At 69.5% G+C, this 14721-nt stretch carries 8 protein-coding genes and 1 pseudogene; 7 read left to right on the top strand and 2 right to left on the bottom strand.

Annotated elements, in window-relative coordinates; translation table 11 throughout:
- The first annotated feature begins 33 nt into the window (after positions 1-33).
- Positions 34-1581 carry a hypothetical protein gene (locus tag ACGF2V_RS16500; protein ID WP_362707904.1) on the top strand — a complete coding sequence of 516 codons (1548 nt, stop codon included), beginning with the start codon at positions 34-36 and terminating at the stop codon, positions 1579-1581.
- Positions 1582-1733: 152 nt separating this feature from the next.
- Positions 1734-4544: a SpoIIE family protein phosphatase gene (locus tag ACGF2V_RS16495; RefSeq protein WP_362707906.1), complete on the top strand. Its 2811-nt coding sequence runs from the start codon at positions 1734-1736 to the stop codon at positions 4542-4544.
- A gap of 7 nt (positions 4545-4551) precedes the next feature.
- Here the strand turns inward: ACGF2V_RS16495 and ACGF2V_RS16490 are convergent, their stop codons facing one another.
- Positions 4552-5169, bottom strand: coding sequence for a YceI family protein (locus ACGF2V_RS16490; RefSeq protein WP_362707908.1), 618 nt, complete (start codon positions 5167-5169; stop codon positions 4552-4554).
- Positions 5170-5392: 223 nt separating this feature from the next.
- Between ACGF2V_RS16490 and ACGF2V_RS16485 the strand changes: the two genes are divergently transcribed.
- From ACGF2V_RS16485 to helR, 3 genes and pseudogenes are all read left to right on the top strand, one after another.
- Positions 5393-5917, top strand: a complete 525-nt coding sequence (locus tag ACGF2V_RS16485; protein ID WP_362707910.1) for a hypothetical protein — start codon at positions 5393-5395, stop codon at positions 5915-5917.
- Between the two features lie 542 nt (positions 5918-6459).
- Positions 6460-6714, top strand: a pseudogene (locus tag ACGF2V_RS16480) (nucleotide disphospho-sugar-binding domain-containing protein); the annotation flags it as partial.
- 4 nt (positions 6715-6718) lie between these two features.
- Positions 6719-8884: an RNA polymerase recycling motor ATPase HelR gene (helR, locus tag ACGF2V_RS16475; RefSeq protein ID WP_362707913.1), complete on the top strand. Its 2166-nt coding sequence runs from the start codon at positions 6719-6721 to the stop codon at positions 8882-8884.
- Between the two features lie 31 nt (positions 8885-8915).
- On the opposite strand, the gene ACGF2V_RS16470 is transcribed toward helR, so the two are convergent.
- Positions 8916-10148 (bottom strand): glycoside hydrolase family 64 protein, encoded by a 1233-nt coding sequence (locus ACGF2V_RS16470; protein WP_362707915.1) that lies wholly within the window; start codon positions 10146-10148, stop codon positions 8916-8918.
- A gap of 73 nt (positions 10149-10221) precedes the next feature.
- Here ACGF2V_RS16470 and ACGF2V_RS16465 point away from each other — a divergent pair, with 73 nt between their 5' ends.
- Complete coding sequence (locus ACGF2V_RS16465; protein WP_362707917.1) at positions 10222-10365, top strand: hypothetical protein; 144 nt, start codon at positions 10222-10224, stop codon at positions 10363-10365.
- Between the two features lie 782 nt (positions 10366-11147).
- Positions 11148-14696, top strand: coding sequence for a LamG domain-containing protein (locus ACGF2V_RS16460; protein WP_362707919.1), 3549 nt, complete (start codon positions 11148-11150; stop codon positions 14694-14696).
- Positions 14697-14721: the final 25 nt, after the last annotated feature.

Below are 14721 nucleotides of genomic sequence, written 5' to 3'. Positions count from 1 at the left end.
GCACGGTTCGCCCGTCCGGGTTAGCGTCGAAGTATGCGGAACAGGACGTTCCTGATCTGGCTGGCGGGGTTGCTCCTGCTGATGCTGTCGTCGGCCCTGCCCGCGCCGGCGCACGCCCGGGCCGTCCCGCCTGCCGCCACGGCCATCCCCGCCGCCACGACCGCCCCCGTCGTCCGGGCCGCCCCGCCCGCCACGGCGCATGGCCCGGCAGTCCCGGGTGCCCCGGGCCTGGGCCCCCGGGCACCGGTCCCGGGCCCCGGGGACTCAGGGGGCACGAGGATCGCCGGGGCGCCCGCGGCCGTCGGTGCGTCGACCGTCGAGGACGTCGCGCGAGCGCTGCGCAAGAGCCCGGTGTACGTCGACCCGGCCGCCGCCGACCAGCTCTCCCCGAGTCGGGCGGCGGCCCTGGCGCGGAAGATCAAGGACGCCGACAAACCCGTGTTCGTGGCGGTCCTGCCACGCACCGCGGCGTTCCCGGAACGGACCCTGCTGCCCACCCTGCGCACCGACACCGGCATCACCGGCGTCTACGCGGTCCGGCTCGGCGACGGGTTCGCCGCGGGCGCCGATCCGCAGGTCATGTCCAGCCGGGCGGTCCACAACCTCACCGCAGCCGTGAAGACTCCCGGGACGGACACCGACGCCGCGACCCAGCTGAACGCCTTCGTCGACCGGGCCGTCGAACAGGCCCGGGGCACCGCCCCCGCCTCCTGGGGCGGCTCCACCGCGAGCGGCGTCGCCTCGCCCGCCGCCGGACTGATCGTGCTCGGCGCGGTCCTGGTCCTGGGCGGCGGCATGGCCTACGTGATCGCCCGGCGCACCCGCGGGCGCCGCGCGGAGGAGGAGCGGGCCGCCCTCGACAAGCTCCGGGTGGTCGTCGACGAGGACATCACCGCGTACGGCGAAACCCTGGAGCGTCTCGACTTCCGCCCGGCCGAGCCCGGCGCCGACGACGCCATGCGCGCCGACTACGAACGGGCCCTCGACTCCTACGAGACCGCGAAGGTCCGCATGGCCCGCGCTCGCCACCCCTCCGACGTGCGCGCGGTGACGCGCGCGCTGGAGGACGGCCGCTTCTCCCTCGCCGTGCTGGAGGCCCGCCGCACCGGCCGCGAACCGCCCGCGCGGCGCCCGCCGTGCTTCTTCGACCCGCGCCACGGCCCCTCGGTCACCGATGTCCGGTGGTCCCCCTCCGGGGGCACGGCCCGCGAGGTCCCGGTCTGCGCGGCGGACGGGGTCCGGCTGCGCGAGGGCGAGGAGCCGCTGAGCCGCACGGTCGAGACGGACGACGGCCGCCGCCGCCCGTACTGGGAGGCGGGCCCCGCCTACGGCCCCTGGGCGGGCGGCTACTTCGGCGGCGGACTGCTCCCCGGTCTGCTGGTCGGCACCATGCTCGGCTCCATGCTGTCGAGCCCGGCGTACGCCGCGGAGTACGGCGGCGGTGACTTCGGCCCCGGCGGCGGCTGGGACGGCGGGGACTTCTCCGGCTCCGACTTCGACCCGTCCGGCTTCGACGGCGGAGATTTCGGGGGCGGCGGCGACTTCGGAGGGGGTGGCGGCTTCGATGGCGGCGGATTCTGAGCCGCCGACCGTTGATCTCTCAGGCAGGTGCGATGCGTGAATCCATGTCGGGTATCGGGCGACTCCGGGCGAGACTGGGACGCCTCGTCCGGCGACCACCTCGGTACGAGGAGAGGCGTTCGGACCGAGTTCCCGCGCCACCCGGCCGGGCCATGACGCATCGCTCCCCGGCCAGTGAGCTGCGCTCCCTGTTCAGCGTGCGCACGGTCGCCGGTCAGGTCTTCTGCCTCGTGCTCGCGCTCGTGCTCCTGCTCGTCGTCGGCGGCGCGGTCGCACTGGTGGTGCAGGGCCGCCAGGGCAGCCTGCAAGAGGCCCGGATGCGCACCCTGAGCGTGGCCCAGACGTTCGCCTCCTCGCCGGGCACAGCGGCGGCGCTGGACAGCAGGAACCCCACGGCGCTCCTGCAGCCGCGCGCGGAGGAGGTCCGCAAGAAGGCGCACGTCGACAACGTCGTCGTGGCAAGCCCCCAGGGCATCCGCTACACCCATCCCGATCCCGCGCTGATCGGCAAGCACCTCATCGGCCCGTACGAGGAGGCGTTGACCGGGCCGGGCTTCACCCGGACGTTCAGCGGCAGCGAGGGGCCCTCGGTCAACTCGGTGGTACCCGTCACCCGCGCGGACGGCTCGGTCGCCGGCCTGGTGTCCGTCGGACTCACCGACAAGTCGGTGAACAGCGTGGCCGACCGGTCCCTCTCGCTCAGCGCCGCCGCGGCGGTGGTGGCCGCCGCACTCACCACGATCGGCGCGGCTCTCCTCAGCAGACGACTGCGCCGGCAGACGCACGGGCTCGAACCCGCCGAGATGACCCGTATGTACGAACACCACGACGCGGTGCTGCACGCCGTACGCGAGGGTGTCCTCATCGTCGACCCCGACCAGCGGCTCACCCTGGCGAACGACGAGGCGCGCAGGCTCCTCGACCTGCCTGCGGACGCGGAGGGCAGAGCAGTGACGGACCTGGGGCTGGACCCGGACGCCACCGCGCTCCTCATCGGCGGCGAGGTCGTCACGGACCAGGTGCTGCGCAGCGGCAACCGACTGCTGGCCGTCAACGTGCGGCACACCGACGAGGACGGTGGCCTCTCCGGCTCGGTGGTGACACTGCGCGACACCACCGAACTGAGCGCTGTCACCGGCCGCGCGGCCCTCGTCAGGGAACGGCTGATGCTCCTCTACGAGGCCGGCACCCGGATCGGCACCACTCTCGACGTGGCCCGGACGGCCCAGGAGCTGGCCGATGTCGCGACCCCCGGATTCGCCGACGTCACCACCGTCGACCTCGCCGACCCCACACCGCCCGGGGAGGGGCCCACCGTCGGTGCCGTCGTCCCGCTGGACATGCGCCGTACCGCCATCGCTTCCACGGACCCGAGCCAGCCCCTGTACCCGGTAGGCCACCTGGTCGGCCTGCTCCCCAGCAGGACCGCGGCCGTGCGGGTGGACATCGCGGAATCCGGGCTGGGGCCCGAGGTGATCTCCCGGCTGGGGTGGCGGAACTGGAATCCCGAACGGGCCGAGAACCTTCGTCGGTTCGGGTTCCGGGCGGTCCTCTCCGTGCCGCTGCACGCGCGCGGCGTCATCCTGGGCCTGGCGAACTTCTGGCGGTTCAGCGACTCCGAACCGTTCGACGACGACGACCAGTCCTTCGCCGAGGAACTGGTCGCCCGGGCGGCGGTCAACGTGGACAACGCCCGTCGGTACACCCGTGAACACGAGATGGCGGTGGCGCTGCAGCGCAGCCTGCTGCCGCGCGGCCTGCCCGAGCAGAACGCCCTGGAGATCGCCCACCGCTATCTGCCGGCGCGGGCCGAGGTGGGCGGCGACTGGTTCGACGTGATCCCGCTGCCCGGTTCCCGGGTCGCGCTGATCGTGGGCGACGTGGTCGGACACGGTCTGCACGCCGCCGCCACCATGGGGCGGCTGCGGACCAGCATCCACAACTTCTCCGCCCTGGACCTGGCCCCCGACGAACTCCTCGGACACCTGGACGAGGTCGTCAGCCGGATCGACCTGGTCGAGGCGGCCGACGACCGCGGTGCCGAGATCAGCGGCGCGACCTGCCTGTACGCGATCTACGACGCCGTGTCGGGGAACTGCTCGGTGGCCCGAGCCGGGCACCCCGGTCCCGCGCTGGTCCTTCCCGACGGCACCGTCGAGTTCCCCCAGGGCCCGGCGGGTCTGCCCCTCGGCATCGGCGGGATGCCGTTCGAGGCGACCGAGTTCCATGTGCCGGAGGGCAGCCGGCTGGTCTTCTTCACCGACGGTCTCGTCGAGCACCGCGGCCGGGACATCGACGCCGGGCTGGAGCTGCTGCGCGACACGCTCGTCGGCCGCGACCGCACACCGGGGGAGACCTGCGACGACGTGCTCGAGGCGATGCTGCCCGACCCGCCGACCGACGATGTCGTGCTGCTCGTGGCCCGCACCCGCGTCCTCGATCCCGACCAGGTCGCGCAGTGGGACGTGGCCACCGATCCGGCGGCCGTGGCCGGAGTCCGCAGGAACGTCGCCGAATGGCTCGCCGACCGGGGCCTGGACGAGGAGGCGTTCACCACCGAACTGATCCTGAGCGAACTCGTCACCAACGCCGTGCGCTACGGCACCGGACCGATCGAGGTGCGGCTGTTGCACGACCGCAGCCTGATCTGTGAGGTGTCCGACACCAGCAACACCTCACCGCACCTGCGTTACGCGGCGACGACCGACGAGGGCGGCCGTGGCCTGTTCCTCGTCGCCCAGATCGCCGAACGCTGGGGCACGCGCTACACCGAGACGGGCAAGGTGATCTGGTCGGAGCAGACGGTCGGGGAGCAGGCCGGGCAGTCGGCGGGGGAACGGCCCGGGGACGGCACCGACACCGCCACCGACATCGGGGCCGAGCACGAAGGTACCGGCGGGAGCAGTGGGAGCGACGGGGGCGGCGGTCGGCGGGATGCCGGTGACGGGCCGGGACGCGTGTGACCGGGCGTCAGCCCTGGGGGGCGTTCTTGATCGCGGAGATGTCGAAGGTGAGCTTGACCTTGTCGCTGACCATCACGCCACCGGTCTCCAGCGCCGCGTTCCAGGTCAGGCCCCAGTCGGAGCGCAGGATGTCGGCGCTGCCCTCGAAACCGACGCGCTCGTTGCCGTAGACATCGATGGCGGAGCCGTTGAACTGCAGGTCGATGGCGAGCGGACGCGTGACGTCCTTGATCGTGAGGTCGCCGGTGATGCGGTACGTGTCGCCGCCCAGATGCTCGGCGTGCGTGGAGCGGAACGTCATGAGCGGGAACGTCTCGACGTCGAAGAAGTCGCCGCTCACCAGGTGGCCGTCGCGGTCGGCGATGCCGGTGTCGATGCTGGCGATCTTGACGTCGATCGCGGCGGAGGAGTGCGCGGGGTGGTGACCGTTGAGGTCCAGCTTGCCCTCGTACGCGCCGAAGGTGCCGCGCACGTTGGTGACCATGGCGTGCCGCACGGTGAAGCCGATGCTGCTGTGGGTCGGGTCGATCGTGTACTCGCCGGTCAGGGCGGCCAGGGCCGGGTCCACGTCGGGGGCGGTGGCGGCGGACGGGGTGTCGTTCTTCTTGCGGCTGAACATGGCCATGACTTCTCCTCGGGGACGTGAGCGAGCGGCGAGGTGTTGTTTAACCTTCAACGAGGATGACTGTACCGCTATCTTGTTCAAGCTTCAACATGCGTCTTGGTGTGAGTGCCGGATCGGACGCGGTGATCCGGCCGGCCCGCTCCTGCCGCCCCCTGGCGACGCGCGTAGAAGTCGGGCACCATCTCCCTGCCCCTTGTTTTGTCATGACCAGGAGGAGTCCCCCATGGTGTCCCGTATGACACTGCGCCCCGTCCTGACCGCCTTCGCCCTCGTCCTGGGCGTCCTCTTCGCACCCGGCATCGGTGTCCTCGGCGGCGGTGCCACCCAGGCGCACGCCGTCACCAAGCTCACCCACTCCCAGGCCACCGCCCGATTCAGCTCCTCCGGGATCACGTGGTCGTCCTCCGGCGGCTGCTCCAACCGCAACGTCTCCACCTGCACCTCGTTCGACCAGCTCAACCTGGCCACCGCCCAGGGCGCCCAGACCCTCAAGAGCGCCACGGGCTGCGCGCTGAACATCACCGGCGGCACCGAGACCGGGCACGCCGGCGGCACGTACTCGCACTGGAACGGCTACAAGCTCGACTTCGCCAAGTCGACCTGCCTGACGAACTACGTCAAGAACACCTTCACCTACATAGGGGTGCGCGGTGACGGAGCCCCGCAGTACAAGGCGGGCTCCGGCAACATCTACGCCGACGAGGGCAACCACTGGGACGTCACGTACTACAACTGCGGCGGCTGCTGACCGTACGGCAGCGCAGCACACCACACGCGCACAGCGCGCGTGACGTCGGCCCCCAGCGGCTCCATGCCGGGGGTCGACATCCTTTTGTCGAGGGGCGGAGATCCGAGCACTCGGCGTTCGGGAATCCGAAGGTCCGGACTGCGCGACGCCGACAGTGGGAATCCGGGGTTGTTCCACCGCTTCGGTCGCCACCGACGACTACGCCCCGAAACCCGCCTTCGAAACGCTCAGGACGTTGATCGAACGCTTCGGTGTGTGAGGGGAGTTGGCGCGGAACCACTGGACCGGCAGGGCGGTCGAGGTTCGCACGAGGGTGGCCAAGGGGAAGCACCCGCTCCTTGCCACTCTCAACGTATAGCGCACTGGGGGCCTTGCGGCAAGGCCCCCAACGTGCCGCACAATCTCCGCCCTGGGTCGGGTTCTGCGGAAATGGGAGCACGGAATGCGGGTGCGTGTGTTGTTGTCGGCCTTCGACTCGCGCGGGGGCGTCGAGCCGCTGCTGGGACTGACGGTGCGGCTGCGGGAACGGGGCGCGGAGGTGCGGCGCGGGCACCACGACCACGGCCACCTGGGCCGGTGCGCCCCCGGTCGTCGTACCGCAGGGAGCCGACCAGCCGTACGTCGCCGGCCGGGTGGCCGAGCTGGGCATCGGCGCGGTACACGACGGTCCAGCCCCGACCACCGAGTCCCTGTCCGCCGCGCTCGGGACCGCCCTGACCCCGCGCGCCACAGCCGCGAGCGGCCGTACGCCGGAGTCACGGCCGCAAACGGTCCGAGCCGCCGCACAACGGAGTTGATGAAATGAAGCCCCTGACCACCAGCGCTTTCGACCTTCCCGACCGCCTCGCCCCCAAGGCCGACCCGGCGCTGATCTCCGGCGACGAGCGGCACTTCGCGACCATCGCGCAGTGCCTGGACGAACTGATCGCCGAGCTGTCCGCACGCCTCGACGCCGAACGCAGGGCGCCCGGCGGTCTGGGGCGGCAGGCGATGGACCGCGACGCGGAGATCCACCGACTGACCGCCCGCCTGCGCACGCTGCGCCGCTTCGGCCTGGACCTGTGCCTCGGCCGCATGGTCGGCGCGGACGGCGCCGAACCCGTGTACGTCGGACGGCTCGGCCTGACGGACGACTCGGGGCGCAGGCTGCTGGTCGACTGGCGTTCCCCGGCGGCCGAGCCGTTCTTCGGAGCCACCCATGGCAACCCGATGGGACTGGCGAGCCGCCGCCGGTACCGCTGGACCGGCGGCCGGATCAGCGACTACTGGGACGAGGTGTTCACGTCGGACGGGTCCGCGGGGAACGCCGCGCTCGACGACCAGTCCGCGTTCATCGCGAGTCTGGGCGGCAACCGGTCGGCGCGGATGCGGGACGTGCTGGGCACCATCCAGGCCGACCAGGACGCCATCATCCGGGCGGGATCGCGCGGCGCCCTCGTCGTCGACGGTGGTCCGGGGACGGGGAAGACCGTCGTCGCCCTGCACCGCTCCGCCTACCTCCTCCACTCCGACCCGCGCCTCGGTCACCGCCGGGGCGGGGTGCTGTTCGTCGGCCCGCACCAGCCCTACCTGGGCTACGTCTCCGACGTCCTGCCCAGCCTCGGGGAGGAGGGCGTACGGACCTGCACCCTGCGGGACCTCGTCGCCGAGGGAGCCGAGGCAGGGACCGAGACCGACCCGGAGGTGGCCCGCCTGAAGTCGTCCGCGGACCTGGTGAAGGCGATCGAGGCGGCCGTCCGGTTCTACGAGGAGCCGCCCACCGAGACGATGACGGTCACCACCCACTGGTCCGACATCCCCCTGACCGCCGTCGACTGGGCAGCGGCGTTCGAAGCGGCCGAACCCGGTACTCCGCACAACGAGGCGCGCGACCAGGTCTGGGAGGAACTGCTCACGATCCTGCTGGACAAGCACGAGGGCGACACACCGGAGCAACTGCTCCGCACGTCGCTGCTGCGGAACAGGGAACTGCTCACGGCCTTCGACCGCGCGTGGCCGCTACTCGAAGCGGCCGACCTCGTCGCGGATCTGTGGTCCGTACCCGCCTACCTGAGGATGTGCGCCCCCTGGCTCGCCCCGGACGAGGTCCGGCTGTTGCAGCGCGCGGACGCGCGGGCCTGGACGGCGTCCGACCTGCCGTTCCTGGACGCGGCACGGCAGCGGCTCGGCGACCCGGAGGCGTCGCGGCGGGGGCAACGGCACAAAGCCGCTCTCGCCGCCGAGCGCGAGCACATGGCCAGGGTGATCGACACCATCCTCCAGGCCGACGACGACGGCGAGGGCGCGGTGACGATGCTGCACGGCCAGGACATGCGGGACACCCTGGCCTACGGGACCGTCCCGTCCGGCACCGAACCCGACCCGCTCGCCGGTCCGTTCGCGCACGTCGTCGTGGACGAGGCGCAGGAACTGACCGACGCCGAATGGCAGATGCTGCTGCTGCGCTGCCCGTCCCGGAGTTTCACCATCGTCGGGGACCGCGCCCAGGCCAGGCACGGGTTCACGGAGTCGTGGCCAGAACGGCTGGAGCGCGTCGGGTTCGACCGGATCGACCTGGCGTCCCTGAGCATCAACTACCGGACACCGAAGGAGATCATGGCGCAGGCCGAGCCGGTCATCCGGGCCGCGCTCCCCGACGCCAACGTGCCGACCTCCATCCGCAGCGGCGGCGTCCCCGTCGTCCACGGACCGGTCTCGGACCTGCACACCGTCCTCGACGCCTGGCTCGCGGAGCACGCCGACGGAATCGCCTGCGTCATCGGCGATCCCGCCTTTCGGCCGACGCCCCACGTCAGGTCGCTGCCCCGCGTCCGGTCGCTGACCCCGGAGCTGTCGAAGGGGCTGGAGTTCGACCTGGTCGTCCTCGTCGACCCGGAGGCGTTCGGTGAGGGAATCGAAGGAGCGGTGGACCGCTATGTGGCGATGACACGGGCGACCCGGCAGCTCGTCGTCCTCACGAGCACCTGACGGCGGCGCTCCGGTCGAAGTGCGGGGAGTCTCAGGCCCCCACGCTCACCGTGAAGCGGCGCGGATTGCCGTCGTTCGCGGCGCCCGAGACGTCGGGTTCGCCGTCGGGGCGCACGTCGTCGTAGGGGAAGGCGTAGCCGATCGGACTGTTGGCGTGGACGACGCGCGCCCAGTGGTTCGCGACGGGGCCCTGGTAGCAGTCCGCCGCAGGGATGCCGTTGGGCTGGTCGGGGTGGGTGAGCATGAGGGAACGGTTGAACCCGGCCGCGAGCCGGGCCAGCAGCGCCTTCTTGTCGTCCGGGGCGCCCGGGTCGTTGGCGAACGGCCCGTGGTCGCAGGTGAAGACGTCCCTGGAGACCGGTTTGGTGAAGGCGTGCCCGCCGTCGAACGTCAGGACGTCACCGGTGACCCGGCCGGTCCGGACGCCCCGGCCGCCCTGGAGGTCGATCCGCAGGTCGGTGGAGCGGTACTTCTCCCAGACCTGGTCGATGTACGCCGTGAACGCGTCCCGGAACGGCATCTCGTCCGGCCGGTCGAAGAACGGGGCCATGAGGTTCTGCGGCGAGATCACCCGCAGCACCCCGCCGCCCGCGTCCCGGATCACCAGCTTGTCCCAGGGCTGCCCGTCGACGGCGGCCTGGGCGGCGAGCCCGTCCGCGATCCGCTCGACCGCGCCGTCCGGGAGCGGGGCCACGGTGTGGGTGGCATCGCCCTCCAGGGTCAGGCCGATGGGCAGCGCGGTGACCAGGTCGACGTAGCTGATGTTCGCGTACAGCTGCTGTGGGTTGAATGTGAACTCGCAGAAGGACCAGGTGCGCCCGTAGTTGGGGTCGGTGGGCGTCGCGAACGCCGGTTCGACCAGGGCCGGGCCGGGGTTGAGGAAGAAGTCCAACGTGTCGTCCCGCACGAAGTACACGCGCGAGCCGTACATCTGCGGCAGCGTCAGCACGGCGGGCGGCCCGCCCGCCGCGTTCAACGGGATCGCGCAGTCGACGGGCAACGGCGTCTGCGGGGCGGCGGGTGAGTCGGGCCGGTAGACACTCCCGTCGGCCCGCAGCAGCACCCAGCGGCCGGTTCCCTGCTCGTGCCCGGTGACGTAGGCGTTGACCCTGCCGCGCAACGACCGGTTCTCCAGGGCAAGTTCACAGGTCGCCGGAGCCGTGGCGAAGGCACTCGACCCGAGTGCGCCGGCCCAGAGGGGAGAGGCGAGAGCCGTCGCGGAGGCCGCGGCGCCGTAGGTCAGGAACGTTCTGCGTGAGATCACGAGAGGACTCCCGAGACGTGTGGGGGTGCGGGCGTAGCCGGTCGTACGGGGTGGGGCCCGGCGGTGTCCGCAAGTGCGCACCACTGTCCTGGTCACCGGCGGGGCGGTCAACCCCGGAATGTCGCCCATGGCGAGGGCGGCGGCCGGGCTGCCGGCGTCGCGGGTGACCTTGGTCCGGAGTTTCACCGTCGAGAAGATCGACTCGATCGGCCCGTAGCCGCGTTCCGGTGCTGATAACAGTCCTCTGGCGGAGTGTTCAGAGCTGCCGGCCTTCAGGACAGCAGTCACATGTGCACCATCGTCGCAGCGGCGGAAAGGCGTCGAACCGAGTGATGCGGATCGGGGTGGCTGAATTACGTCCGGCTTGAAATCTACGGTTACACAGAGTTGCGCCGCTGTGCTCGGCCCAACGCGGGACGCCAGCGGTCAATTGACAGATGGCATCGCAGTGATTGACGTTCCGGATGGGGCCTCACGAGCAGCCAAGCCGGTACCGGCGTGGAGGAAAAAAATGATTCACATTGAGGAACGCCACGCGGTGCAACGTAGCGAGTTCGATGAAGGCTGTGCCCTCATGGCTGCTCATTACACCTCTCTCGCCTGGTGTTCATCGGTCTTCGGTAACTTATGCCCTGTCTCCACCATGTGGGGGGATTGGTGAGTATTGATCCAAGTCGCAGCTTCTTCGCTACAGCAATGCATTGCTTTGGTGTCGTGGATCACACTTGACCGCGTCGACTCCCGGGCTGATATTTGGCCGACTTCGTGGAAGCCATGTGCGCAATGGGGGCGGGTTCTGTGGCTGGTGGGGTATGGCGTGGAGCGCGTAACGGTGTGTGTGCACTGGCCGTTGCGGCTGCGGTGGCAGGCTCGATTACCGCCCTGACCGGGCAGGCAGCCGCCGCCCCTGCGCCCATCGGCGCACTGGTGGGGAAGTCGGCCTCGCCGGAGGCGAGAGCTTCGGCAGCTGCCGCCGAGTCAGGTGAACGTGTAGAAGTTGTGGAGGAGCGCACCGAGCGGGAGACCGTGTTCGCGAACCCCGACGGGGTGACCTTCACGTTGGAGAAGTCGATTGTGCCGGTGCGTGTCGCTGCAGAGGGCGGTGGCTGGGCAGAGCCTGATGCGACTCTCGCGAAGAAGCCTGACGGATCCGTTGGGCCGAAAGCCGCGGTAGTTGACCTGGCGTTCTCGTCAGGTGGTGCCGGTGAGGACCTGGTCACCATCGCAGATGGCGAGGAGTCGGTTTCGTTGGGGTGGCCCGGAGACCTGCCCACTCCCCGCCTTGATGGCGAACGCGCGATCTACGAGAACGTGTTGCCTGACGTGAATCTCATCCTCACCGCGACGGTGGAGGGCTTTCGTCAGGTGCTGGAGGTGAAGACGCCCGACGCTGCGGCGAATCCGGCGCTGGACGCCATCGAGTACCGCCTAGCGGCAAGGGGCTTGACGGTACGGCCCAGTGTCGGCGGAGGTGTCGATGCGCTGGACGGCAACGGGCGGCCGGTATTCCGTTCGCCCGCAGCGCGGATGTGGAACTCCGCGGGGTCGAGTGAGGGCACGCCTGCCGCTCAGCGCTCCCTCTATCTCGCCGATTCCGAGCAGACCGGTGCCATGGAGCCCCCGGTGGCAGCGGGCCCTGATGGTGAGGGGGACCCGTTGGCCGGTCCCGGCAACGGTGACGCCTCTTCGGTTCTGGACTTGGAGGTGGCCGACGGATCGGTGACGGTCAAGCCGGATGCGGACTTGTTGTCATCCTCCCAAGCGAGTGACTTTCCGATCTACATCGACCCGTCGGTGGAGTTGAGCGAGTCGGAACGCACCGTTCTCTCTTCCGATGGCGATGTTTTTTGGAACTTTTCCGGTGGCGACAACGGAATGAGCGTCGGCAAGTGCGGGTCCGCAGTGATCGGTGGAGTCACCTACTACTGCGGGAACGGCTACGTCAACCGAATGTACTTCGAGTTCGACCCTGGGAAACTGAAGGGGAAGCACGTTCTGGATGCCAGGTTCCGGGTCACCGAGACGTGGTCGTTCTCGTGCGATGCGAGGTGGGTCGACCTGGAGCGGACGAACAATATCTCGTCGTCGTCGAAGTGGCCGGGCCCTGCGAAGCTGGACCAGATGGGGGATCGCAACGTATCGGCCGGCCGGGGTAGTAATTGCAGTCCTTCACAGCCTCGTGCCCCCATCGAGTTTCATGACAATCCAGCGGAGACGGATGAGAATCTGACCCCGACCGTACGGAACTTCGCTTCGGGCAAGATCTCCCGCCTGACGTTGATGCTGATGGCGAAGAGTGAATCCGACACCATTTCTTGGAAGCGGTTCGACGACGACGCCGTCTTGAGCGTCGAATACGTCGGCAAGCCCGCCAAGCCCACCAATATCGGCCTGGTCGTCGGCAAGGGACAGTCCTGCACGACCGTCGAGACGGCGCCGGCGATTGTCACCGACCCGACCCCGGACCTCACCGCCACTCCCCAGACCGAGGCCGGAGGAGAGTCCGGTGCCCGGCTGCGGATCGCCATGGATGTCGACAAGAAGCAGCCTGACGGCACCTGGGCCAACGCCATGAGTGAGATGGAGAGGCCGAGTACGGGATACGTCGGCGACAACGTGAAGGTCACGGCGACGGCCCCGACGCTGCCGGAGAACACACTCCTACGGATGCGCGCGTGGACCCGGTCGTACTACGGATCGGACCGGCTTGCCGGCCCCTCCAACGCCTCCACTACGGGATGGTGCTACTTCAAGGTCGACAGCAAGGCACCCAAGCCCCCGACAATCACGTTCAACCACGTCGACGCGGACTCCTACACGCCCTGCACGGCCAACGACTGCGTGCCGCACGGCAAGCCGGGCAAGCCCGGCTCGTTCACTCTTGGCCCGGCGACGGGCGATGTGAACACCGGATACCGCTACAGGCTCTCCAGCGGGACCTTCGATTCGGGCTGGTCCGCGTACAAGGCGGGAGCCACTACGACGATCGCGCCGGTGCCGCCGACATCGGGCACGATGACCCTGCAGGTGGAAGCGAAGGACGACTACGGTCCCGGCGCCGCCAACGCCGTCGAATTCCTCGTCAAGGAGGGCGACGGGCCCGTGGGCCGCTGGGACTTCGCCGAAGCGTCCGGCGACGCGGTCGACACGTCCACCACGGACCCGGCACTTCAGGACAATGCCGCGCTGGTCGGCGACGCCGTTCGAACCGACAAGGGACGTCGCGGTGAGATCACCGTAACCCCGGTGACGGACACGTCCCCGGCGGTCAAGCGCACCGACTACGGACTCAAGATGAACGGCAGCAGTGCTTACGCGACTACTGCCGGCCCGGTTCTCGACACACGTGCCTCCTACACAGTGGCCGCGTGGGTCCGGATGGACACGCCGACCCGTAACGCCGTGATCGCGGGCCAAAACGGTGTCAACCGCAGCCCGTTCACATTGGGATACGACCACGCCTCCCAGAAGTGGTTCTTCCGCGAGGCCAGCGCGGACGCCCCTGCTGACGGAACGTGGACATACCAGAAAGTCGACTCCAAGAACCCGGCTGTGCCGAATGTCTGGACACATCTGGCTGGAGTCTTCAATGCGGTCGACAACACGATCAGCCTCTACGTGAATGGTCGGCTTCAGGGAACGACATCCTTTACGACTCCATGGGCCGCCAACGGGCCCGTGCAGATCGGCCGCGCGCACTGGTCGGGCACATATACGGACTACTTTCCCGGTGTCATCGACGAAGTAGCCGTCTGGCAGGAGTCGCTGACCGACATGCAGGTGACAGAGGAGAGCTCCCTGTTCGATGCCTACGGCAAGCCCTCGGCCGAGCTCGTCGCCGCGTGGAATCCGGCCGGAGCACAAGGCACCTCTCTGATCGACACCCTGTCCGGCTACAGCGGCGACCTGACCCTCTCTGCGGGAGCCTCAGTGGTCGACGACGAACTGGTACTCGATGGCACCACGGGCGCCGGATCAGCCCCCGGCCCCCTGGTCGATGACTCGGGATCCTTCACCGTGACCACGCAGGCGGTGGTGGACGCCGCCAAGATGTTGACGAAGCCCAACGGCTACAAAGCGCAGATCCTCGGCCAGCGCACGGCCACCGGGTCGTCATGGAGCTTGTGGTTCGAGAAGACCGGAACGGGCCAGGAACCGCAGTACGACGAGAACGGTGATCCCGTGCTCGATGAGAGCGGCAACATCAAGACCACGCCTGTTCCCGTCGGCCGGTGGCACTTCGGCCGTCTGACCGCAGAGGGCACTGGAGCATCCGTGGAAAGCACGGACGACGCGGTGCTGGATACCGAGACCCGGCTCACCGGCGTGTACAACGCTCAGGAAGGCACCATCCAGCTGTACCTCACCTCCGATCTTCAGAGTGACGCCGTGGCGTACACCGCAAGTGTTGGCACTGGTGAGTTCTCGGTCGGCAAGGGATATCTCGGGGCTTGGGGCAACTATCTGCCCGGTCGGATCGGCGACATCCGTCTCTGGTCCGGTGCCCTGAGCGACAGCGACCAGGTCTCCGAAGTCGTCGGTACCTGACCCACGCGTCCCGCTGCCTCTCGCC

This window comes from Streptomyces sp. NPDC047982, from assembly GCF_043204165.1.
Classification (GTDB): Bacteria; Actinomycetota; Actinomycetes; order Streptomycetales; family Streptomycetaceae; genus Streptomyces.
This window is presented reverse-complemented; position numbering and strand designations above follow the sequence as displayed.